Consider the following 23,034-nt stretch of genomic DNA (forward strand, 5'->3'; position numbering starts at 1 on the left):
TATTAATTTATTAAAAATGATTTAAAATGAATTATTATAAAAAATTTACTTATTAATCTTGTTCAATTATAAAAAATAGCGTAAAAACTCATGAAATTCATTAATGCCCTAGTGGTGAAATTGGTAGACACAAAGGACTTAAAATCCTTGCAGCTTGCGGAGTGCCAGTTCGAGTCTGGCCGAGGGCACCACTGAAATTATGACTAAACTGTTAGTTATCTCTGACAAAAATTCAAAGTCTTTAAAATTAAGAAATTCAATCTTAAAAAAAATTAAGAATTTTAAAAATGAATTTAAAAATATTGCAATAGTTATTGGTGGCGATGGGTTTATGCTTCAAACCTTAAAAAAAAATAATAATAAAAAGTTACGTTTTTATGGAATAAATTCAGGCAACTATGGTTTTCTTATGAATAAATTTTCATTGGAAAATTTATATAAAAATCTTAAAAGTTCAAAAGTAATATCTATTTCACCTTTAGAAATGATTGTTAAAAATAAAAAAGATATCTTAAAAAAATATTTAGCAATTAATGAAGTTTCAATTTTAAGACAAAGTAGACAAACTGCTTCAATATCAATCAAAAAAGATTCAAATTATATTATAAAGAAACTTGTATCCGATGGAGTTCTTGTTTCAACACCAGCTGGAAGCACTGCTTATAATTTGTCAGTTCACGGACCAATTTTGAGTTTGAATTCAAAAAAGCTTTCAATTGCACCAATAAGCACTTTTAGTCCCAGAAGGTGGAATGCAAAAATTGTAAGTGATAAATCTAAAATTGTTATAAAAAATCTTAATCCTTCTAAAAGACCTATTATGGCAGTTGCAGATAATATTGAAATAAGAAATGCAAAAGTTGTTTCAATTAAATCAAACAAAAAAATCAAATTTAATTTGTTATATGATAAAAATAGAAGTCTTCAAAAAAAAATCAAAATTGAACAATTAAAAAGAGAAACAAAATAATTTTCTTATGGATTTTCTTAAAAATTATAATCATGAAAAAAATATAAGATTTTCCTCATTTAAATTTGCATTAATTGAAGCTCAGAAAAGGAATTTAAAGAATTTTGTTGAAACTGGTGTTGCTCGAGGAAAAGTAAAATTTTTTTTTTTTACAAAAATAAACTGGAAAGATGGAATGAGCACCATGATATTTTCTGATTATGTAAAATTTATGAATGGCTACTTAACCTCGTGTGATATTGAAAAAAAAAATATAGAAAATGCAAAAAAGCTTATAAATAAGAAAAATAAAGATTTTGTAAAATTTATTGTAGATGACAGCTTAAATTTTTTAAAAAATTATGACAAAGAAATTGATTTTCTTTATCTAGACTCATTAGACGGCCATTTTAAACAAGCTTCAGATCATCAATTAAAAGAGATTACTATTGCTTATAAATATTTACATAAAAACTCCTTAGTTTTGCTAGATGATAAAGGTAGCAAAACTAATTTATCAATTGATTATATGAAAAAAAATAATTTAAGAATAATTAATGAGACCAATGAGCAAGTTTTATTATCTTTTTAGCTAATTGATAAGTGCTTTGACAGAACCTAATTTATGAATTTTGCCAACATAAAGGCCTTTTCCAAGTATCGGTACCACTCCAACTGTTGAACCTGTAAAAACATAAAAATTTTTGTCTAAATTTATTTTATCTTTTTTAATTTTATTAAGAACAAATCTTAACGAGTTTAATGGATTTACATAAACAGTATTAGTGTTTCCATCTACAGATTGTTTGAATTTTTTATTTTGGATGTTTGTTTTTAAGTTTCCAATATTAATTCTTTTGTATTTAATTTTTTTTCCTATTAAAAATTTGACGTTTGCTCCAAAGTCACTACACAAGTCTCCAAATCCTGTTACACCTTTTTTTCTTTGCCTATAACCAATCACCTCAATACATGGAGCCATATGAGAAATGTATTTTGAGATATTTTTCATTGTAATGTTATCTTTAGATTTAAAAAACTCTTTTTTTACTAAATAACAAACTTCAAGCTCTATGCCTAAAGTAGAGTTATTAATTTTAATTTTCTTTCCTGATTTATCAAAATTTCTCTTAAATATTGATGCGTAGAAGGGCTCTTTTTCTCCAAATTTTTTCATTAAAGGAAAACCTGTTCCTGCTGCTTTAAAACCAATTATTGTGTCTTTAACTTTACTCTCACATAGTTTTCTAAATTTTTCTGCGTCTTTTAATTTTTTTGTAAATTTTAATGGTAATGGTGAAATTATTTTATTTTTTATAAAAGCATTAACTAATTTATCAGAAGTTTTTTCAATTAAAGTTTTCATATATATTTTCTTAATTCAATACTGACATTGGATCAAGTCTTGTTTGAAACCAATTAATTCTAAAATCTAAATGAGGACCTGTTGATCTTCCAGTTGATCCAACTGTTCCAATTATATCACCTTGATTAATTTCGTCTCCAACACTTACATTTAATGTTTCTAAATGAGAGTATATCGTTGAAATGCCATGACCATGATCCATGATAATTGTTCCTCCCGTATAATATAAATCTGGTTCAGCCATCGTAACAACTCCAGACGCAGAGGATTTTATTTTTGTTCCTTTTTTTGCAGCTATATCAATACCATAATGAGGCCATTTAGGTTTGCCATTTAGTATTCTTTGACTTCCATAAACTCCACTAATTATTCCTTCAACTGGCATAATAAATTGATTTTTAAAAAATGTTAAATTCGAATTAATAGCCCTTGCTTCACCAATTTTATTATTTTCAGATTTTATTCTTTTATAAACTGACTCAGGAGGAGTTACCTTATTTTCTGGCAAACCATCTATTCTTTGAATGTTATATTTTCTCTTAAAAACTTTTTTAATTATTTTTTCTTTTTTTCCATTTGAAATTTTTGTGATTAAAACATCATTTTTTCTATCTCTATCTAACCCAAAAACAAAAAAACCATCCTTTGAAACTTTAACTTCTTTCTTTCCTACTATAATTTTAGAACCAGGTTCTGTTTTTCCTGTAATGAAGTGACCTTGGATAAACTTTCCATTAAACTCAATTGAATATGAAGGATAAGTGTAAAATAAAAATAAAAAGAATAATATTTTTTTCATTTACTTAGCTGTCCATCCCCCATCTATAATTATTGAAGTTCCCGTAATCATTGATGCAGCATCTGAGGCTAAAAAAGTAATAGCAGTAGCAACATCACTTTCAGTAGCAATTCTTCCTAGTGGAATATTTGATAATGCATATTTTTTAAAAGATTTATTAGCTAAATATTTTTTTGCTCTAGGAGTTGCCACAAAAGTGGGGCAGACACTATTCACTCTAATGTTGGATGAAGCTAAGTCAATAGACATACCTTTAGTTAAACCTTCTAAACCAAATTTAGTCATACTATAAACTGTTCTGTTAGGTCCTCCAACCAATCCAAACATTGATGATGTATGTATAATACTTCCACCAATTTTTTTTCTATTTCTCATTTTAAGCATCTTATCTGTACAGAGTTTAGCCATATTAAATGCAGATTTTGTATTCACATTTAATAATGTTTCTAATGATGTTTTTTTTACATTTAAGAAAGGTTCTGGAAGATTAGTTCCTGCATTATTGACTAAAATATCAACTCTATTTAATCCGTAGATAATTTTTTTAATTTTTTCATAATCATTGACATCACAAGAAAATATCTTAATTTTTGTTTTTAGTTTTTTTCTTAAAGTATTTAATTCTCTTTGATTTCTACCAATTGCAACAATATTTGCACCAACTTGATGTAATGCAATTGCTGTTGCTCTTCCAATTCCTTTCGTTGCCCCAGTTACGACAGCAACTTTATTTTTAAGGTTGATATCTTTAAGAAATTTACTCATTATTGTGCAGTCCAACCTCCATCAACCATTAAAGAAGTGCCTGTAATTGAATTAGAGCTGTCTGCTGCCAAAAAGGCTACAGCGGTCGATACATCATTTTCTTGAGCCACTCTTCCAAGAGGAATATTTTTAATCATCTGCGCTTTAAATTTTTTGTCTTTAAAAAATGCTTTAACCATGGGTGTTTCTACAAAAGTAGGACAAACACTATTTACTCTGATGTTATATTTTCCAAGTTCTAAAGCCATTCCTCTAGTTAACCCTTCTAGACCGAATTTAGTCATGTTATATACACTTCTTATAGGTGCCCCAACTCTACCAAGTTGGGATGACATGTTTATTATTGATCCTCCGACTTTTTTTCTACTTTTTAGTTGAACCATTTTTTTTGAACAAAGTTGAGCAACATTAAATGCAGCTTTCATATTTAGTTCGACTAAATACTCCATATTGTCTTTTTTAATTTTAGTGAAATGCTCTGGTCTATTATTTCCAGCATTGTTAACTAAAATGTCTAATTTATTTATTTTATTTAAAATATTTTTAAATTTATCTAAATCAGTTACATCGCACTCAAATTTTAAGCATGATCCTTTAGTTTTTTTTATTTCCTTTTCAACTTTGATTAAGTCCGAGAGAGTTCTACTTATAATTACTACTTTTGCACCAGCTTCTGCCAATGCTATTGCACAAGCTTTACCAATACCTTTTCCAGCACCAGTAACCATTGCTGTTTTTCCTTTAAGATTAATTTTTTTAAACATTAAATATTATTCTAATATCTGTATAGATTAGTTGAACTGCAACAATTAAAATTGCAAATAAACCAGCCCAAGCAATCCATTTATATTTTTTAATCCAACCAGATATCAAATTTGCAGCCGTTGCCATTAAAACTATCGACAAAGCTAAACCAAAAATAAGTAAACCATAATGATCACCTGCAGCACCAGCCACACCTAAAACATTATCTAAACTCATTGTAAAATCTGCTAGCAAAACAGTCCAAATAGCTTTCAAAAAACTTGAGTTATCTACTTTAATATCTTCTTCTTGTTCTGCACCTTTTATTACATCCACATAAAGTTTGTAGACTATATATAGTAAAAGCAATCCTCCGATTAATCTTAATCCTGTTATTTGCAATAAGTAAGCAGTTAAAAGAGTTAAGATAATTCTTAAAATTACAGCACCACCTATACCCCAAAAAATTACTTTCTTTCTTTGATCTGGTGGAAATTTAGATGCAACCATTCCAATAATAATTGCATTATCTCCAGCTAATACTAAATCAATGAAAATTATTTGACTTAAAATTGCAATTTGTTCTGGTGAAAAAAATTCTGCTAACATTATTTACCTAGTATCATATCAGCACCTTTTTCTGCAATCATTATAGTTGGTGCGTTTGTATTTCCAGATGTAATGTTTGGCATTATAGATGCATCAATTACTCTTAAATTTTCAACTCCATGAACTTTAAGTTGATCATTAACAACAGAGCTTTCATCATTACCCATTTTGCATGTGCCAACAGGGTGAAAAATAGTTTGAGCAAAATGACTTGATGCTTTAACAAGTTCTTCATCTTCTTCTAAATGCATTCCTGGTCTATGTTCCTCTGGCTCATATTGTTTAAATTCTTCAGTTTCCATTACAATTTTTCTTGCAAGTCTTAATCCATCTGCCGCAACTTTTCTGTCATCGTCTGTAGATAAGTAATTCATTTTTATTTTTGGATATTCTCTACTATCCTTACTTGAAATATTTATCTCACCTCTGCTTGTAGGTCTAATATTTGCAACTGTTGGAGTAAAAGCATCAAAATCATGAAGATCTGATGCACCAAGTTTATCCATACTTACCGGTTGAACATGAAACTGTAAATTTGGAGTAGCTCTTGAGCTATCACTTTTTGCAAAAGCACAAAGTTGACTAGCACCCATTGTCATTGGACCTTTTCTTAAAAACACATATTCCATTCCGATCATTAATTTACCAAAAATACTATTAATTTTTTTGTTTAGTGTTTTAATATTTTTAACTCTATAAACTGGCCTAAACATTAAATGATCTTGAAGATTCTTGCCTACACCTACCAAATCATTAATAACATCAATACCAAGCTGTTTTAATTTTGATGCCTCACCAATTCCTGAAACTTGCAATAATTGAGTTGAGCCAATAGACCCAGCACTTAGGATTATTTCTTTATTAGATTTCACATTAAATGATTTATCTTTTTTCCAATATGAAACACTTGTAGCTTTTTTTCCCTCAAAATTTATTTTTTCTACATGACAATTAGTTTCAATTTTTAAATTTTTTCTATGTTTAACTGGATTCAAGTACCCAACAGCCGTACTACATCTTAATCCATTTTTTTCAGTAACCTGAAAGTATCCACAACCAAAATTGTCTCCAGTATTAAAATCTTTAACACTTGGGATGCCAGCTTCTTTAGCTGCATTTCTGAATACATCTAAGATTGGAAGTTTAACTCTAATATCTGACACTGATAAAGGCCCACCAACACCATGAAATTCATTTTCTCCACGCTCTTGATTTTCTGCTTTAATAAAATAAGGTAGTACATCATTCCAGCCCCAGCCAGAATTCCCTAATTGTCTCCAAATATTATAGTCTTCTTCTTGCCCTCTAATATAAAGTAAACCATTTATTGATGAACTACCTCCCAATGTTTTACCTCTAGGATAGGGAATAGAAACACCTTCCATTGTTTCATCAGGTTCTGTTTTGTAGCACCAATCTGTTTTGGGATTGTGCATAGTTTTATAATAGCCAACAGGAATATGTATCCATGGGTATGTATCTTTTCCACCAGCTTCAATTAGTAAAACTTTGTTTTTAGGATTTTCAGACAACCTATTAGCAAGAACACATCCTGCTGATCCAGCTCCAAGAATGATGTAATCAAAAGTGTCCATTGAATGAACACTTATAGTGATAAATAACTAAATTTCTACATTAGAATCTTTTTAATCTTTAATTTGTGCCAATTTTTCACTTGTAGTCATTATTAATTTTTGAGAGGTTAATTGCTTTATATATATAAAAACTTAAAAGGGAAAAATAAATATGAAAAAAATCATATCATTAGTTGTAGGAACTCTTCTTTTAACTGTTATGACAGTTACAGGAGCAAATTCTGCACAAACTCTTAAGTGCCAAACTGTAATTAGTGCAAAAGCTGATGAAGTAAAAATGTTAAAAGATTTTACTGACACAGTAACTGAACTAACTCAAGGTTCACTTAAGTTTGAAATTATGCCAGCTGGAGCAGTTGTTGGTGTAAAAGAAACTCTAGACGCTGTTGATAAAGGTTTGATTGATTGTGGTTTCGCATGGACTCACTATTGGTCAGGTGATCACCCAGCTGCTATGTTATTTGGTTCGCCAGTAGCAGGTGCAGGTGTTGGTATCGATAACATAGCGTTCTTATCTTGGTTCCAATATGGTGGTGGTAAAGAGCTTTACGACCAATTATGGAGCGAAATGGGAAGAGACATCAAAGGTTTCATGTTACAACCAGTTGGTCCAGAAGCTTTAGGTTGGTTCAAAGAGCCGATTAATAGCATGGCTGACTTTAGAAAATATAAGTTCAGAACTCCTCCGGGAATTCCTGGTCAAACTTATAAAGATATCGGTGTAGCATCTGTTGCTATGGGTGGTGGAGATATTCTACCAGCTCTTGAAGCAGGAACAATTGATGCAGCTGAATGGTGTTGTCCAAAGCCTGACATGGTTTTCGGTTTACACAAAGTTCTTAAAAATTACTACTTACAAGGTCTTCACCAAGTAGTAGTAAATGCTGACTTCTATTTAAATGGTAGCAAATATAAGAAAATGTCTGCTATTGAGAAGAAAGCTTTAGAAGTTGCTGCAAACGCTTCTTTATCAAAATCAATGAGTTACAGAATATATGAAAATGGAAAAGCTCTTGCTGAGTTAACAACTAAGCATGGTGTAATTTTACAAGATACTCCAGCTGACTATTTCCCAGCATATATGGCTGCTGCTAAGAAAAGTTTAGAAACAAATGCTGCTAAGAATCCTTTCTTCAAAAAAGTATGGGACTCTCAAAAAGCATTTGCTGATATAGCAGTACCTTTCTGGTCTGGATCTCAAATGTCTAATGCGAAGCTAGGAATGGCTCACGCTGCTACTCTTAAGTAGTATTTAGATAAAAAATAATTAATAACTAGAGCGGGTTTAAAATCCGCTCTGGTTTTTTTTATAAAATTCTTATGGCTGAGGAACCAAATAAATTAGATATAACTGATGAAATGATCGCTGAAAGGCGAGGTGGTTCAGGAAAAATGCCGAGTGATATGCCAGGTTGGATGTCATCAACAATCTTAAATATTGATAAAATAAATAAGATTGTTGGAAACATAGTTTGTTGGATAACAATGCCATTAATTTTTGCAATGGTTTATGAAGTTCTAGCAAGAAAACTTTTTAACGCTCCAACTATGTGGGCTTATGACATGAGTAGATTTATGTATGGAGCTTTATTCATGTTAGGCGCAGGTTATGCTCTTTCAAAAGGAGTTCATATTAGAGCTGATTTTTTATACAGAAATTTTAAAACAAAAACACAAGGTCTAATAGACTTTTGGTTATATCTATTATTTTATTTTCCAGGATTGATTGTTTTTCTTTATATGACAACAGGGTTCGTTCAAGAGTCTATTATGAGAGGAGAAAGAGGAATGGACACAGCTTGGATGCCGCTAATGTGGCCGATAAAAGCTTGTCTGTGGTTAGGAATATTATTTTTATTAGTTCAAGGTGTTTCTGAGATTTTAAAAAGTTATTGGGCTTCTACAAAAGGTAAATGGCCAGGAGATGAAGAATAGATGTTAGCAGAGTTTATAGATCCAGCCATACTTGGTTTTATACTAATTGGTGTAATGTTATTTTCTATATTTGTAGGATTTCCAATTTCATTTACGCTTATATTTTTAGGATTTGTATTTGGATATTTAGGTTTTGGAAAATTAGTATTTTATTTAATGACCTTACAGTTTTCTATGGTCATGACAGAACAAACATTGGCCGCCGTCCCACTCTTTGTCTTTATGGGTATTATGATGGAGCAGTGTGGATTGATGGAAAGATTATTTTCAGCATTTCAATTAATTTTAGCTAAAGTAAGAGGATCTCTTTATTACGCTGTTTTATTTGTATCTGTAATTTTTGCAGCTGCTACTGGAATAGTAGGGGCATCCGTAACTATTCTTGGAATTATGGCTGCCAAATCCATGAATAGATCTGGTTATGATGTAAGACTGGCTGCAGGTACTATTACAGCTGGTGGAACTTTAGGAATTTTAATTCCACCAAGTATTATGCTTGTAGTAATGGGACCAATAATGGAAATCCCAGTTACTGATTTATTTGCAGCAGCAATTTTACCAGGTGTATTACTTGCCGTACTTTATGCAGGTTACACAACAGTTAGATGTATTATTAATCCAAAATTAGGTCCCGTGTTACCACCAGAACTAAGAGCAACTAGCATGAAACATGTTTGGATAGAATTTTTCTTAGGACTTGTTCCACCAGCTGCATTAGTTTTTGCTGCACTTGGAAGTATTTTGTTTGGTTTTGCAACACCAACAGAGGCAGCAGGTTGTGGTGCAATGGGTTCATTATTGTTAGCAATAGCATATAGAAAATTAACATTAAAAAAACTTCAAGATTCACTAGTAAAGACTTTAGAAATTTCAGCTTTAATCATGGTTTTAGTTGCAGCTTCAAACTTTTTTGGTGCAGTTTTTTCTAGATTAGGAACTCCGATGTTGCTTACTGACTTTTTATTAAGTCTTGAAATGAATAAATATTTAATTTTAGCAATAGTTATGCTTGTAATTTTTTTATTAGGATGGCCATTGGAATGGGTTCCAATTGTTATGATTATAGTTCCAATCATTTTACCTTTAATTGAAGCTTTAGGTTTCAATCTTACATGGTTTGCAATATTAGTCGCCGTCAATTTACAAACCGCCTGGCTCTCACCTCCAGTCGCTTTGTCTGCTTATTTCTTAAAAGGAGTAGTCCCAGAATGGGATTTAAAAGATATTTATTATGGAATGATGCAATTTATGGTAATTCAAGTAATTGGATTAATTTTAATTATAATATTTCCAAAAATTGTACTTTGGCTTCCAAGTGTCCTTTACGCATCATAAATTTTAGATTAATAAATAGTTGTGGCGAATTCAGATAAAAATGAACTAATTAATTGGGAACTTGTAGCAACAAATCCAAGTGATAAATCTTGGAATTGGAAGGACCTTTTTTGCTACTGGGGAGTAAATATTCAAAGTGTAATAGGTTTCTCGTTAATTGCATCTCTTTATTTAATATACCAATTAAATACTACTGTTGTTTTCCTGGGATGTATTCTTGGTTCAATATTAGTTTGGTTTTTTTGTAATTTGATAGGTAAGCCTTCTCAAATTCATGGAATTCCTTTTGTTGTGCTTTTAAGAACATCACTTGGTTTTCGAGGAGCTAAATATTTTGGTGCTTTAAGATTTTTAGTTGGAATTTTTATGTTTGGTATACAAACATATTTTTTGTCTAAAACTTTTAGCTACTTGATAAGAATATTGTTTTTTTCAATTGATAATGAGTTTTTAAATAAAGATATATTTTTGATTTTTCTTTCTGGTCTTAATATAATTGATTGGTTTTCAATTATTATTACAATTATTTTGCAAACATATTTTTTTAGATATGGTGTCGTATATAGTAAAAAAATAATAAAACTATCAGCTATAACTGTTTATTCTGGCTTAATATTATTTTTCTTAATTGTTTTTTTAAGCGATATAAAACTGACAATAAACGTTTTTTTAGAAAGTTTAAATTTTAGAGGTTTTTTATCAAGTCAAAATACAATTCCTTTACTAACAGTCGCTGGAACAGTTTTTGCTTACTTTTCAATCGTGATATTGAGTTTTGGTGATTTTTCAAAATATGTAAAAAATGAAAAAGAATTGAGTAGAGGAAACTTATCAATTTTAATTAATTTGGTTATATTTTCTTTTTTTGCTGTTTTTATAACTATTGGATCAGATATTTTTCTTAAAGATGATGCAAATAGCATCGTTAAGATACTTACTAATCCAACAGATATAATTGGTAAATTTAATAATATTCAATTAACGGTAATAGCCTTATTATTCATAATATTTGCTTCCGCATCTACAAATCTAGTTGCAAATTTTATACCTTGCCAATTTACATTAATTAATTTTTTTCCAAAAAAATTAAATTTACAAAGCTCCAGTTATGTAATTTCAATTTTAGGTTTATTAATTGGTATATTATGGCTACCTCTTTTTAGTCAAATAGGAATTTTAGCTTTTGTTGATACCTTTGGATCTTTTTTTGGTCCATTATTTGGTTTAATGATCACTGATTATTATCTTGTTAAAAATAAGGAACTTGTAAGCAAGGATATTTATTCAATAGAAAAAAATTCTACTTATTATTATTCTAACGGTTGGCATCTTAAAGCAATTTATTGTTTAATTTTAGGTTTTGTATTTGCCGCATCAACTATTTGGAATTATAATTTGATGTATCTTCAATCTTTTTCATGGATAATTGGTGCATTTATAACTTCTTTAACCTATTATCTATTAGCAAAAAAATAATATGAAAGCATTAGTTTACACTGGAACTCAAGAACTAGTTTATCGTGAAGAACAAAATCCAATTGAAGTTGACGGGGAAAGTATTTTAAAAGTACATGCCTCAGGTATTTGTGGATCTGATATGCATGCTTATCACGGTCACGATGAAAGAAGAATTCCACCATTAATACTTGGTCATGAAGTAAGTGGTGAAGTTCAAAATGGAAAATACAAGGGCAAAGATGTTGTTTTAAATCCTCTAATTACTTGTGGTAAATGTGAGTACTGTACATCAGGGAGAGAACATTTATGTCCAGAGAGAATGATTTTGGGCATGAGCAAACCTATAGAAAGACAAGGGGTGTTTGCTGAATATGTTTCAACACCTGATAAAAATATTTTTGAAATACCCAATGGTTTAGATAAAAATGATGCGCCTATTGCAGAACCTACAGCCGTTTCATTACATGCTGTTTTAATTGGCGAACAATCATTAAAAAAACCATTATCTGAGTGCCGTACTTTAATTCAAGGTGGGGGTGCTATTGGATTGCTTTGTGGATTGATACTCTCAAAAATTAAAAGTAACAAAAATATTACTTTATCTGACCCTAATAAGCTTAGATTAGTTGAGTGTTCAAAGTATTTAGATGCAAAATTTGTTGCTCCTAACCATAAAGAAATTCAAAGCAATAGCTTCGATATCATATTTGATACAGTGGGCCTTGAAATATCAAGACAACAAGCAATTGAAGTGGTGAAGCCAGGTGGCTCAATTATTCATATAGGGCTTACTCAACCAGCTGGTACTTTTAATTTTAGAAAAATGACACTCCAAGAAGTAACTGTTATTGGTACTTATTGTTATACAAACAAAGATTTTGAGCAAACATTATCAATTTTATCAAAAAAAGAGATTGGACCATTAAATTGGATTGAATTTAGAGACTTAAAAAATGGTGGAGATGCGTTTAAACAGATCCATGATGGAACATGTGTTGCACCTAAAATTATTCTGTTACCATAGAAAAATAAGTCTCATTTTTACTATATTTAGTTCTGCTTAATTTGAAATCTTTAGACACCACAGGTGCGAAAAGAATTACTGACCAGTAAATTAAAAGTATAAAAATTGAGATTGTCTTCATAACTTGTATTTAGAAAAAAATATTGAATATTGAATGTTTAAATTATGTCTAAATGTTGAAATAAAATAAATTTTAAATATAAGCATCTCATGTTCAAAAAAATATTATTAGTCTTTGGTATATTTATTTTGTCTACTCAATCTTATGGAGAGGTTGTAAAAGTTTTTGAATTTACAGAAAATGAACTGTCTAATCTTGAAGAAAAAAAGGTTAGAGGAGCAAAAAACAAGACTATTTTTTCTGTAGGCAATAATGAAAATGGAAATTTTCTTAAAGCAGTATCTTCAAATGGTGGATCAGGAATAGGAAAAGAAATTGAAATAGATTTAGATAAGACCCCATTTTTAAACATAACTTGGAAAGTTGAAAAAGATTTATCTGGAATAGATGAAAGAAGTAAAAAAGGCCATGACTTTGCAGCTAGAATGTTTGTTGTAAAAAAAACTGGTGCCACACCTCTATCTAATAGAGCTATAAATTTTGTATTTTCAAGTAATGAGGATGTCAATAAATCTTGGCCAAGCCCATATTTTAGTAAGTCAATTGACTATGTCTTATCATCCACAAAAGAAAATTTAAATGAATGGGTTAGTACAAAAGCAAATGTAAAAGAGCTATTTAAACAATTACATGATTTAGATCTTAAAAATTTAGATGGTGTAGCTCTAATGGCTGACACAGATAATTCTAAATTGAACTCAGTTGCTTATTACCAGAATATTTTTTTCTCAGCAGAGTAATCTACATCTTAAACTTTTTTTTTAATATAATTGAAAAGAAAGATAATAGTACAGCGATTATAACATCCTCCAAAGGTGTAGCATTTGGATATCCAAAATTCCATGCAATGACTAAAATTAACCAAACTACAAATACATTCATATCTGAGACTATATCTTACTTTGTATAATTTGTTTAATTTTTTGATATAATTAATCATGCACGAAAATTTTTTTCATAAAATAAAAGTTTATTATGAAGACACTGACTCAGGTGGGGTAGTTTATTATGCAAATTATTTAAAATTTTTAGAACGAGCCAGAACAGAAGCATTATTTTCTATAGGTTATAGTAATAAAAAAATTAAGGAAAAATTTAATTCTTTAATAATTGTTAAATCATGCAATATTGATTATAAAAAATCTGCAAATCTTGAAGATGAGTTAAAGATTAGATCTTTTGTCAAATCAATTACAAAAACTTCTTTTTTTATGAACCAGATTATTTCAAAAGATGAGGAAATAATTGTTGAGGCGCAAATACACTTGGTTTTTATAAATGAAAATGGAAAACCAGTTAAAATTCCAGATGAAATTTATTCACAATTTAAACCATATTTTTGTGACAGCATCAAAACTTAGCTATTTTTTTAGCTTCAACAAATAAATTAGTAATCATTTTTCTTGTGACAACTTTTGTATTTACATTTCTTGGACTTGGGTGATAACAAGCAATAATAATTCTATCATCTGGTAATAAATATTTTTTACCGTGTTTAAATTTAAAATTTTCTATTTGATCAAACTTTTCTTTATAAATCTTAACACAATTATCAAAAGCAACTTTCCCAAGTGTTACAATCACTTTTAATGCTTTAAGATTTTCAATTTCTGAATTGAAATAATTAGAGCAATTTGTGAGTTCATTGATTTTGGGTTTATCTTCAGGAGGCACACATTTCAAAACATTTGTCACATAAGTATATTTTAATTTTAATCCATCATTTAAATTTTTTGAAAAATTTTGATTTGAAATTTTAGCATCATAAAGACACTCAAATAATACATCTCCTGATTTATCCCCAGTAAATGCTCTTCCTGTTCTTGTTCCACCATGAGCAGCAGGTGCTAAACCTAAAATCATTAATTTTGAATTATCTTTGCCAAAACCTGTAACAGGTTTACCCCAATATTTCTCATTAATATTTTGAGGTCTTTTTTCTTTAGCAATTTTTTTAATAAATTTGTTTAGTCGTGGGCATTTTTTACATTTAATTATTGTTTTATTAAGATTTTTAAATTTAATGTTCATTAATGAGAATTTTTTATATTACATTATTAATTATTTTATCTTTTACTAATTCAATAAAAGCAAATGATAAAGATCAAACTATAAATATTTTACAAAAAGGTGGAAATCTAATTTTTATAAGACATGCTTATGCTCCTGGCGGGGGAGATCCAGAAAATTTTAATATAAACAATTGTGATACCCAAAGAAATCTAAATGATGACGGTAGAAAACAATCAGTAAAAATTGGAAATTTTTTTTTATCTAATGAAATACCGATTGATGAGGTACTTTCCAGTAATTGGTGCAGATGTAAAGATACAGCCAAACTTGCTTTTAAAGATTATAAAACAGTAAATTTTTTAAATTCTTTTTTTAGTTCTAAATTTGCCCATAACCGTGAACCACAAATGAAAGATCTAAAAAGTTATATCAAAAATTGGGATGGAAATAAAAATCTAGTTTTAGTAACCCATTATGTAGTCATAACCGAAACTTTAGGTTATGCACCTTCCTCAGGAGAAATTGTTGTTTCTGATAAAAAATTTAATAAAGTAGGAAGTATTAAAATAAATTACTAAGATTATGTCTTCAAAACGTGCAATGAAACAAGCGCAAAAAAAAGCCTACGCAAAACATAGAAGTAATATTACAAATAGTAGATTTAATTCTAAGAAATCGAAATTTTCCAAAAATAAAAAAAAGAATTAGCTTTCTTTTTTATATCTCTCTAAATTTTTACAAGAAGATATTTTGGTAATACCTTCTTCATTATTAATTACAGTTTTTATGAATATATCTTTGCTATCTTTTTTAAATAATAATTGTGTAAAAAATTGAGGATAACCCATTCTATCAGTTAATATATTTTCTCCTTCAATATATATAAAGCTTTCTATAGTATTTTTCTTCTTTGTGCTTAAATCGGTTATTCTATATCTTTGATAAGTTTTTTCATTAAATACATAGTTTCTTGTCATAGTGAGTTTCTCCAAATCAAGAATATATTCATTTTTTAAAAAACCATCCTTGAAGTTGTCACAAGAACTTAATTCAATAATTTCAGAATTTGCTATACTCACTTTGGATATAAAAAGTGTAATAAAAGATAAGTAGATGAAAAACTTATTGTCTTTCATCTTTTTCAACTAAGAACAGACCAACTAATAGAAAAGCAGTCCATATAATACCTATTAAAGCTTTTGGACTTGTATTTGCGCTCCATAAATCTAGCACTAATGCACCAAACACTAATCCTGCTATATAAACAATTATTAAAATTGTAGATTTATTCATTTAGTAATTTTTTTTTAAATAAAGATATACCATTTTGAATTTTGTATTCATATGATTCATTGAAACTTTCAAGTTGCCAACCAGTCAATCTTGATCTTATTTCCTTAATATTATTATCTTTCCAATCATCAGTCGTATCTTCTGCTTTCCAAATTTTTTTTTCATCATTGCTTCTTCCACACCCATAACAATAACCTGTTTTCGGATCAGTTCGACATATACTTATGCATGGTGAGATAATCATAATTAATAAATATAGTTGGTATTTATATAAAAAAAATAACGTTTTTCATTAGAATTGTCATTGGACAAATAGTTTCAATAATATATAAACCCTCTAAATTTGTGGGGCGATGGCGGAATTGGTAGACGCGTTGGTCTTAGGAACCAATATGGCAACATGTGAAGGTTCGAGTCCTTTTCGCCCTACCATTAAAAAATTATGAAAGTTACTGTAGAAAATAAAAAAGGTCTTAATAAAGACATCAAAGTATTCGTCGATAAAAAAACCATGGATGGATATATGGATGAAAAATATGAAGAAATTAAAGGCACAGTAAATTTAAAAGGATTTAGACCAGGTAAAGTTCCTAAAGAAATTTTAAAAAGACAATTTGGTAAAGCAGTGTTTGGTGAGGTTTTAGACAAAGTTTTAAAAGACACATCTACAAAAGCTTTAGAACAAAATAAAATCAAACCAGCTGGACAACCAAAATTAGATTTAAAAACTTACGGTGAAGATAAAGAGCTTGAATATATAATTTCTGTAACAGAACTTCCAAAAGTAGAAGTTAAAAATATAGAAAGTATTAAATTTGATGAATACACTGTTAAAATTGATGAGAAAGAAACTGATAAAAGAATTCAAGAGATTGCAAAAAATCAACCAAATTTTAAAGATGTAGATAAAGAGGTTAAATCAAAAGATGGAGATCTTGTTGTTTTTGATTACAAAGCAACAGTAGATGGAAAAGAATTCAAAGGAAGTGAGGGTAAAAATACACAATTAACTCTTGGTAAAGATTTATTTTTAAAAGGATTTGATAAACAGTTAATTGGAGTTAAGAAGGATGATGAAAAAAAAGTTGAAGCTGTTTTGCCTGAAAATTTTCCAGAAAAAGATTTAATTAATAAAACAGCAAAATTTGTATGTAAAATTACTGCAGTTAAAAAACCTGAGCCAGTAGAAATTAATGATGAATTTGCAAAAAATTTAGGAGCTAAAGATTTAGCAGATTTGAAAACATTAATTACAAAACAAATTAATGATGAATATAAAAATTCTTTAGAAAGATTATCAAAGAATCAAATTTTAAAAGAAATTGAAAAGTTTAAAGTTGATGAAATTCCTGAAAATTTAATTGAGGAGGAAGTAAAAATTTTATCACAAGGAATGTCTGAAGAAGATGCTAAAAAAAGTAGAAAAAATTTCGAAGATATTGCAAAAAAAAGAATTAAAGTTGGTTTAATCTTAAACGAATTTGGTGAACAAAATCAGGTTAAAGTTACTGAACAAGAGTTGCAAGCTGAAGTTCAAAAACAAGTAAGAATGATGCCAGGTCAAGAAAAAATGGTCATGGATTTTTATCAAAAAAACCCATCTGCAATTTCAAGTTTAAGAGGAACTGTTTACGAAGAAAAAATTATTTCCTTAATAAAAGAAAAAGCTAAAGCTAATAAAAAAGAAGTAAGTAAAGAGGAAGCTGAAAAAATATTAAAAGAAAGTCAAAAAGTTGAAACATCTTCTTCAGCAAAAGAAGAAAAACTAAAAGCATCCTCAGAAAAAAAAGCACCAGTTAAGAAAGCTGTACCAAAGAAAGCACCTGCTAAAAAAGCTCCAGCAAAAACAACTAAAGCGAAGCCAAAAACAAAAAAAGTTAGCAAAAAGTAAGCACAAGTTGTATAAGTAAAGAGAATCAACTTATGACAACAAATTTATCTGAACACATGAACACCTTAGTTCCAATGGTAGTGGAACAATCTAGTAAAGGTGAGCGTGCTTATGATATTTATTCTAGACTTCTTAAGGAAAGAATTATTTTTTTAACTGGTCAGATTAATGACAATGTTGCATCATTAGTTACTGCTCAATTATTATTTTTAGAAGCTGAAGATCCAAAAAAAGAAATTTATCTTTATATTAATAGCCCTGGTGGTTTGGTTACTGCAGGTTTAGGAATTTACGATACGATGCAATATATTAAACCTGAAATTTCTACATTATGTATCGGTCAAGCTGCTTCAATGGGATCTTTTTTGTTAGCAGCGGGCAGCAAAGGTAAAAGATTTTCACTTCCTAATTCGAGAGTTATGGTTCATCAACCATCAGCAGGTTTTCAAGGTCAAGCAACAGATATAGAAATTCATGCTAACGAAGTTTTATCTCTCAAGAAAAGATTAAACGAAATTTATTCAAAACATACTGGCAAATCTGTGGATGAAATCAAGTCTGCTTTGGAAAGAGATAACTTTATGACCGCAGATGCAGCAAAACAATTTGGTTTGATAGACGAAGTTGTTAATAAAAGATCTTAATATACAACATATAGAATCAACTATCAATAGAACTTGATCTAAGAGAGTTATTTATAATAAAGTATTTTTATTGATTCGTTAAAAAAAAATTTATGAACACAAATAATAAAAATATTCTTTACTGCTCTTTTTGTGGCAAGAGCCAACATGAAGTTAGAAAATTAATTGCTGGCCCAACAGTTTTCATTTGTGATGAATGTGTTGAGCTATGTATGGATATTATTAAAGAAGAGAGCAAAGATACATTTGTTAAACATCAAGATGGTTTACCTTCGCCAAAAGAAATTTGTACAGTTTTAGATGATTATGTAATTGGTCAAGCACATGCTAAAAAAGTTTTATCTGTAGCGGTACACAATCATTATAAAAGATTAAATTACGAGAGCAAAACAAGTAAAAATGTCGAGCTTTCAAAATCAAATATATTGTTAGTTGGTCCAACAGGATGTGGAAAAACTTTACTAGCACAAACATTAGCAAGAATTTTAGATGTCCCATTTACTATGGCAGATGCAACAACTTTAACTGAAGCTGGATATGTTGGTGAAGATGTAGAAAATATTATTTTAAAATTACTACAAGCAGCAGATTACAATGTAGAAAAAGCACAAAGAGGAATTGTTTATATTGATGAGGTAGATAAAATAAGTAGAAAATCTGAAAACCCATCAATTACAAGAGATGTATCAGGTGAAGGTGTTCAACAAGCATTATTAAAAATTATGGAAGGAACTGTCGCTAGCGTTCCTCCTCAAGGTGGAAGAAAACATCCTCAGCAAGAATTTTTACAAGTAGACACAACGAATATATTATTTATTTGTGGTGGAGCTTTTGCAGGTTTAGATAAAATTATTTCACAAAGAGACAAAGGTACTTCGATTGGGTTTGGTGCAGATGTTAAAAATACTCAAGATAAGAAAACTGGTGAGTGGATGAAAACTTTAGAACCTGAAGATTTACTTAAATATGGTTTGATACCTGAGTTTATTGGAAGACTACCTATGATTGCAACTTTAGAAGATTTGGATGAGAAATCTTTAATCAAAATTTTACAAGAACCTAAAAACTCACTTACAAAACAATATCAAGAATTATTTAAGTTAGATGGTGCGAAACTGATATTTAAAGACAATGCGCTTAAGGAAATAGCCCTTAAAGCTATAAGAAAAAAAACAGGTGCAAGAGGTTTACGTTCAATATTAGAAAATATCTTGTTAAAAACAATGTATGATCTCCCGAGCATGGATAATGTTGAGGAAGTAATAGTTGATTCTGGTGCAGCAAAAGGACAATCGCAGCCTATAATTGTACATGCCAAAAGTGACTCAAAGTCAAAATCTGGCAAAACTTCTGCCGCTTAGTCTTAATAACTAATAAAAACCTATTGCAAATCCAAATTTAATCTCCATATTTAGGATATGGAAGTAAAGCATTCATTACCACTGTTGCCACTAAGAGACATTGTTGTGTTTCCAAGTATGGTTATTCCATTATTTGTTGGAAGAGATAAATCTATTTCAGCACTTAATGAGGTGATGAAAAAAGACAAAAAAATTATTTTAGTTACACAGAAAAACTCAGAAATCGATGACCCTAAAAAGACTGATATTTTTATGTATGGTTGTGAAGGAAATATTCTTCAATTACTTAAACTTCCTGATGGTACAGTTAAAGTTTTAGTTGAAGGAATCAAAAGAGTAAAAATTTTAGATTTTAAAGATAATGAAAAATTTATAACTTGTGACTATTCTCACTTTAGTGATTTAAACGAGAAAAATGAGGATTTGTATCCTTTAGCAGTTACAGCAGTAAGAAGATTAGAAAAACTTACATCTATAAACAAAAAAATTTCTAACGAAACAATAAATACTATTAAACAATTAAAAGAACCTTCTCAGATCGCTGATAATATTGCGTCTCATTTAACAGCTACAATTTCGGAGAAACAACAGATTTTTGAAACAGTGGATATTAAGAAGAGATTAAATGCAATAATTAAGATCATGGAAAATGAAACAAGCATTATTGGTGTTGAAAAAAGAATTAGAGGAAGAGTCAAAACCCAAATGGAGAAAACTCAAAGAGAATATTACTTAAACGAACAATTAAAAGCCATTCAAAAAGAACTAGGTGAAATTGAGGATGGTAAAGATGAGAGCACAAGTTTGAATAAAGCAATTCTAAAGGCAAAAATGCCTAAAGAAGTTGAAAAAAAATGTCTTCAAGAACTTAAAAAACTAAAAAATATGAGTCCTATGTCTGCAGAGGCTACAGTTGTTAGGAATTACTTAGACTGGATGACTGAACTACCATGGCATAAAAAAAGTGAAGTAGATATAGATTTAGCTAAAGCATTAGATATCTTAGATAAAGATCATTACGGTTTAGAAAAAATTAAGGAAAGAATTGTTGAATTTCTAGCTGTTCAAAAAAGAATGGAAAAAATAAAAGGTCCTATTTTGTGTTTAGTTGGCCCTCCTGGTGTTGGTAAAACTTCTTTAGGAAAATCTATTGCTAAAGCCACAAATAGAGAATTTGTAAGAATATCTGTCGGTGGTATGAGAGACGAAGCAGAGATTAGAGGTCATAGAAGAACTTACATAGGTTCTTTACCAGGAAAAATTATTCAAATGATGAAGAAGGCTGGGACGAAAAATCCTTTAATTTTATTAGATGAAATAGATAAAATTGGAAATGATTACAGAGGAGATCCTTCTTCAGCGTTACTAGAGGCTTTAGACCCAGAACAAAACGTTACTTTTAATGATCATTATTTAGAAGTCGATTATGACTTGTCAGATGTAATGTTTGTTACTACAGCAAATACATTAAACATTCTTCCTCCATTATTAGACAGAATGGAAGTGATTAGATTAGCTGGATACACAGAAGATGAAAAAATTAGTATCGCAGATAAATATCTTCTTCCAAAACAAATTAAGGATAATGGTGTTAAAGAAAATGAGATGAAATTAGAAGATGATTTAATAAAAGAAGTCATTAGAGGGTACACTAAAGAGTCAGGTGTTAGAAATCTAGAAAGAGAAATATCAAAATTAGCTAGAAAAGTTGTTAAGAAAGTTGTTGCCGGTGAAGAAAAACAAGTGAAAATAAATAATAAAAATCTTTCAGAATTCCTTGGTGTAGCCAAATACAAATTTGGAGAATTAGAATCGCAAGATAGAGTAGGTATTGTAACAGGACTTGCTTGGACAGAATATGGTGGCGAAATATTAAAAATTGAAACTGTAACTATGCCTGGCAAAGGAAGAATGCAAATTACTGGTAAGCTTGGTGATGTAATGCAAGAGTCAGTTAAAGCTGCAAAATCATTTGTAAGATCAAAATGCCTACAGTACGGAATTATTCCACCTATATTTGAGAAAAAAGATTTTCATATCCATGTACCTGAAGGAGCAACTCCAAAAGATGGTCCTTCTGCTGGTATTGGTATGGTAACTTCAATTGTATCATCAATTACAAATATTCCAGTAAGAAAAGATGTGGCAATGACTGGTGAGGTTACTTTAACAGGACAAGTATTGGCAATTGGAGGATTAAAAGAAAAATTATTAGCAGCTCATAGAGCAGGAATTAAACAAGTTTTAATTCCTAAAGAGAATGAAAAAGATTTAGTAGACATGCCTAAAAAAATAATTGATGAAATCAAGATCACTCCTGTTGAATTTGCTGATGAAGTATTAAAAATTGCTCTTACAAAAGAACTGAAAAAAACTGAGTGGGTAGAAGTAGATTTATCTAAAAAAGATGATAAATCACAAGCAAGTATTCAATAATAATTAATTTACATTTTCTAATCGTTGATGTATTAGTAGCAGGTTTTTGGGCGGTTAGCTCAGTTGGTAGAGCATCTCGTTTACACCGAGGGGGTCAAAGGTTCGAGTCCTTTACTGCCCACCAAAAACTTAAAAGTGGGGGTGTAGCTCAGTTGGTTAGAGCGATCGCCTGTCACGCGATAGGTCGAGGGTTCGAGTCCCTTCACTCCCGCCACTTTAACTCTTCCAAAAACTCATAAAAACAACATTAAATAGTTGTTAAGTTATACTTGTAATGTGACCTATCTACACTTCATCAACTAAAAAAAAATGATATATAGATTTCAATGTTGTCTGAATTTTTAAAAGATTATTTACCAATAATATTATTTTTAATTATTGCGCTTGGACTGAGTTGTGCATTTGTTTTGGTCAATTTTGTACTTTCACCAAAAAATCCAGATCCTGAAAAACTATCAGCATACGAATGTGGATTTGAACCATTTGAAGATTCTAGAATGGAATTTGATGTGAGATTTTATCTTGTAGCAATACTCTTCATAATCTTTGATTTGGAGATTGCTTTTTTATTCCCTTGGGCTGTATCGCTTGGTAGCATTGGTATTTTGGGATTTACGTCAATGATGATTTTTTTATTTATTCTAACAATCGGTTTTATTTATGAATGGAAAAAAGGTGCATTAGATTGGGAATAGA

The 23,034-nt window shown here is 29.7% G+C and carries 26 protein-coding genes and 4 tRNA genes; 19 read left to right on the top strand and 11 right to left on the bottom strand.

What is annotated here, in order from left to right:
- The first annotated feature begins 105 nt into the window (after positions 1–105).
- The 3 genes from ACTT9D_RS01695 to ACTT9D_RS01705 all read left to right on the top strand — a co-directional run bounded on the left by ACTT9D_RS01695 (position 106) and on the right by ACTT9D_RS01705 (position 1,541).
- Positions 106–191 (top strand) — tRNA-Leu (locus ACTT9D_RS01695).
- Between the two features lie 8 nt (positions 192–199).
- Positions 200–970, top strand: coding sequence for an NAD kinase (locus tag ACTT9D_RS01700; RefSeq protein ID WP_440930156.1), 771 nt, complete (start codon positions 200–202; stop codon positions 968–970).
- A 7-nt stretch (positions 971–977) separates the two neighbouring features.
- Positions 978–1,541 (top strand): class I SAM-dependent methyltransferase, encoded by a 564-nt coding sequence (locus tag ACTT9D_RS01705; protein ID WP_440930157.1) that lies wholly within the window; start codon positions 978–980, stop codon positions 1,539–1,541.
- Here the strand turns inward: ACTT9D_RS01705 and ACTT9D_RS01710 are convergent, their stop codons facing one another.
- The 6 genes from ACTT9D_RS01710 to ACTT9D_RS01735 are packed head-to-tail and all read right to left on the bottom strand — an operon-like array spanning position 1,542 to position 6,827.
- Positions 1,542–2,315 carry a fumarylacetoacetate hydrolase gene (locus ACTT9D_RS01710; protein ID WP_440930158.1) on the bottom strand — a complete coding sequence of 258 codons (774 nt, stop codon included), beginning with the start codon at positions 2,313–2,315 and terminating at the stop codon, positions 1,542–1,544. It abuts the gene before it with no gap.
- 10 nt (positions 2,316–2,325) lie between these two features.
- Positions 2,326–3,114 (bottom strand): M23 family metallopeptidase, encoded by a 789-nt coding sequence (locus ACTT9D_RS01715; protein ID WP_440930159.1) that lies wholly within the window; start codon positions 3,112–3,114, stop codon positions 2,326–2,328.
- Complete coding sequence (locus ACTT9D_RS01720; RefSeq protein WP_440930160.1) at positions 3,115–3,879, bottom strand: SDR family NAD(P)-dependent oxidoreductase; 765 nt, start codon at positions 3,877–3,879, stop codon at positions 3,115–3,117. It lies immediately after the preceding gene.
- Entirely contained in the window at positions 3,879–4,643 is a 765-nt protein-coding gene (locus ACTT9D_RS01725) for an SDR family NAD(P)-dependent oxidoreductase (RefSeq protein ID WP_440930161.1), read from the bottom strand. Before ACTT9D_RS01725 ends, ACTT9D_RS01720 begins: the two co-directional genes overlap by 1 nt.
- Positions 4,636–5,232 carry a TerC family protein gene (locus tag ACTT9D_RS01730; protein ID WP_440930162.1) on the bottom strand — a complete coding sequence of 199 codons (597 nt, stop codon included), beginning with the start codon at positions 5,230–5,232 and terminating at the stop codon, positions 4,636–4,638. The genes ACTT9D_RS01725 and ACTT9D_RS01730 overlap by 8 nt, the downstream gene beginning before the upstream one ends.
- Entirely contained in the window at positions 5,232–6,827 is a 1,596-nt protein-coding gene (locus ACTT9D_RS01735; RefSeq protein ID WP_440930163.1) for a GMC family oxidoreductase, read from the bottom strand. Before ACTT9D_RS01735 ends, ACTT9D_RS01730 begins: the two co-directional genes overlap by 1 nt.
- A 151-nt stretch (positions 6,828–6,978) precedes the next feature.
- Between ACTT9D_RS01735 and ACTT9D_RS01740 the strand changes: the two genes are divergently transcribed.
- The 6 genes from ACTT9D_RS01740 (at position 6,979) to ACTT9D_RS01765 (ending at position 13,440) form a co-directional block, all read left to right on the top strand.
- On the top strand, positions 6,979–8,076 hold the full coding sequence (locus tag ACTT9D_RS01740; RefSeq protein ID WP_014953120.1) for a TRAP transporter substrate-binding protein: 1,098 nt from the start codon (positions 6,979–6,981) through the stop codon (positions 8,074–8,076).
- A gap of 71 nt (positions 8,077–8,147) precedes the next feature.
- Positions 8,148–8,762, top strand: coding sequence for a TRAP transporter small permease subunit (locus ACTT9D_RS01745; RefSeq protein ID WP_440930164.1), 615 nt, complete (start codon positions 8,148–8,150; stop codon positions 8,760–8,762).
- Entirely contained in the window at positions 8,763–10,097 is a 1,335-nt protein-coding gene (locus tag ACTT9D_RS01750) for a TRAP transporter large permease (RefSeq protein WP_440930165.1), read from the top strand.
- A gap of 21 nt (positions 10,098–10,118) precedes the next feature.
- A complete protein-coding gene (locus ACTT9D_RS01755) occupies positions 10,119–11,573 on the top strand; it encodes a cytosine permease (RefSeq protein WP_440930166.1) in 1,455 nt (484 codons plus the stop codon).
- 1 nt (position 11,574) lies between these two features.
- Positions 11,575–12,579, top strand: a complete 1,005-nt coding sequence (locus tag ACTT9D_RS01760) for an alcohol dehydrogenase catalytic domain-containing protein (RefSeq protein ID WP_440930167.1) — start codon at positions 11,575–11,577, stop codon at positions 12,577–12,579.
- 210 nt (positions 12,580–12,789) lie between these two features.
- A complete protein-coding gene (locus tag ACTT9D_RS01765) occupies positions 12,790–13,440 on the top strand; it encodes a DUF3047 domain-containing protein (RefSeq protein WP_440930168.1) in 651 nt (216 codons plus the stop codon).
- Position 13,441: 1 nt separating this feature from the next.
- Here ACTT9D_RS01765 and ACTT9D_RS01770 read toward each other — a convergent pair whose 3' ends face one another.
- Positions 13,442–13,582 (bottom strand): hypothetical protein, encoded by a 141-nt coding sequence (locus tag ACTT9D_RS01770; RefSeq protein ID WP_440930169.1) that lies wholly within the window; start codon positions 13,580–13,582, stop codon positions 13,442–13,444.
- 56 nt (positions 13,583–13,638) lie between these two features.
- Here ACTT9D_RS01770 and ACTT9D_RS01775 point away from each other — a divergent pair, with 56 nt between their 5' ends.
- Positions 13,639–14,061 (top strand): YbgC/FadM family acyl-CoA thioesterase, encoded by a 423-nt coding sequence (locus tag ACTT9D_RS01775; protein ID WP_440930170.1) that lies wholly within the window; start codon positions 13,639–13,641, stop codon positions 14,059–14,061.
- On the opposite strand, the gene ACTT9D_RS01780 is transcribed toward ACTT9D_RS01775, so the two are convergent.
- Positions 14,051–14,731 carry a uracil-DNA glycosylase gene (locus ACTT9D_RS01780; RefSeq protein WP_440930171.1) on the bottom strand — a complete coding sequence of 227 codons (681 nt, stop codon included), beginning with the start codon at positions 14,729–14,731 and terminating at the stop codon, positions 14,051–14,053. The two genes, ACTT9D_RS01775 and ACTT9D_RS01780, sit on opposite strands and share 11 nt — an antisense overlap.
- 2 nt (positions 14,732–14,733) lie before the next feature.
- On the opposite strand from ACTT9D_RS01780, the gene ACTT9D_RS01785 reads away from it, so the two are divergent.
- Positions 14,734–15,291, top strand: coding sequence for a histidine phosphatase family protein (locus tag ACTT9D_RS01785; RefSeq protein ID WP_440930172.1), 558 nt, complete (start codon positions 14,734–14,736; stop codon positions 15,289–15,291).
- A 126-nt stretch (positions 15,292–15,417) separates the two neighbouring features.
- On the opposite strand, the gene ACTT9D_RS01790 is transcribed toward ACTT9D_RS01785, so the two are convergent.
- From ACTT9D_RS01790 to ACTT9D_RS01800, 3 genes are read right to left on the bottom strand one after another with little or no spacing between them, the layout of a single operon-like run.
- Positions 15,418–15,792 carry a hypothetical protein gene (locus ACTT9D_RS01790; protein WP_440930173.1) on the bottom strand — a complete coding sequence of 125 codons (375 nt, stop codon included), beginning with the start codon at positions 15,790–15,792 and terminating at the stop codon, positions 15,418–15,420.
- A 43-nt stretch (positions 15,793–15,835) separates the two neighbouring features.
- A complete protein-coding gene (locus tag ACTT9D_RS01795; RefSeq protein ID WP_014953132.1) occupies positions 15,836–16,006 on the bottom strand; it encodes a hypothetical protein in 171 nt (56 codons plus the stop codon).
- Positions 15,999–16,250: a DUF1289 domain-containing protein gene (locus tag ACTT9D_RS01800; protein WP_014953133.1), complete on the bottom strand. Its 252-nt coding sequence runs from the start codon at positions 16,248–16,250 to the stop codon at positions 15,999–16,001. The genes ACTT9D_RS01795 and ACTT9D_RS01800 overlap by 8 nt, the downstream gene beginning before the upstream one ends.
- Before the next feature lie 103 nt (positions 16,251–16,353).
- Between ACTT9D_RS01800 and ACTT9D_RS01805 the strand changes: the two genes are divergently transcribed.
- The 8 genes from ACTT9D_RS01805 (at position 16,354) to ACTT9D_RS01840 (ending at position 23,033) form a co-directional block, all read left to right on the top strand.
- A tRNA-Leu gene (locus ACTT9D_RS01805) sits at positions 16,354–16,438 on the top strand.
- A 10-nt stretch (positions 16,439–16,448) separates the two neighbouring features.
- Positions 16,449–17,897 (top strand): trigger factor, encoded by a 1,449-nt coding sequence (gene tig / locus ACTT9D_RS01810; protein ID WP_440930174.1) that lies wholly within the window; start codon positions 16,449–16,451, stop codon positions 17,895–17,897.
- A gap of 32 nt (positions 17,898–17,929) precedes the next feature.
- Positions 17,930–18,541: an ATP-dependent Clp endopeptidase proteolytic subunit ClpP gene (clpP, locus tag ACTT9D_RS01815; protein ID WP_440930175.1), complete on the top strand. Its 612-nt coding sequence runs from the start codon at positions 17,930–17,932 to the stop codon at positions 18,539–18,541.
- A 92-nt stretch (positions 18,542–18,633) separates the two neighbouring features.
- A complete protein-coding gene (clpX, locus tag ACTT9D_RS01820) occupies positions 18,634–19,902 on the top strand; it encodes an ATP-dependent Clp protease ATP-binding subunit ClpX (RefSeq protein ID WP_440930176.1) in 1,269 nt (422 codons plus the stop codon).
- A gap of 57 nt (positions 19,903–19,959) precedes the next feature.
- Positions 19,960–22,338, top strand: a complete 2,379-nt coding sequence (gene lon, locus ACTT9D_RS01825; RefSeq protein ID WP_440930177.1) for an endopeptidase La — start codon at positions 19,960–19,962, stop codon at positions 22,336–22,338.
- Between the two features lie 48 nt (positions 22,339–22,386).
- Positions 22,387–22,462: transfer RNA gene (locus ACTT9D_RS01830), tRNA-Val, on the top strand.
- A 13-nt stretch (positions 22,463–22,475) separates the two neighbouring features.
- Positions 22,476–22,552: transfer RNA gene (locus tag ACTT9D_RS01835), tRNA-Asp, on the top strand.
- A 112-nt stretch (positions 22,553–22,664) separates the two neighbouring features.
- Positions 22,665–23,033 carry an NADH-quinone oxidoreductase subunit A gene (locus ACTT9D_RS01840; protein ID WP_014953138.1) on the top strand — a complete coding sequence of 123 codons (369 nt, stop codon included), beginning with the start codon at positions 22,665–22,667 and terminating at the stop codon, positions 23,031–23,033.
- The last annotated feature ends 1 nt before the right edge of the window (position 23,034 follow it).

Source organism: Candidatus Pelagibacter sp., from assembly GCF_052049815.1.
GTDB lineage: Bacteria > Pseudomonadota > Alphaproteobacteria > Pelagibacterales > Pelagibacteraceae > Pelagibacter.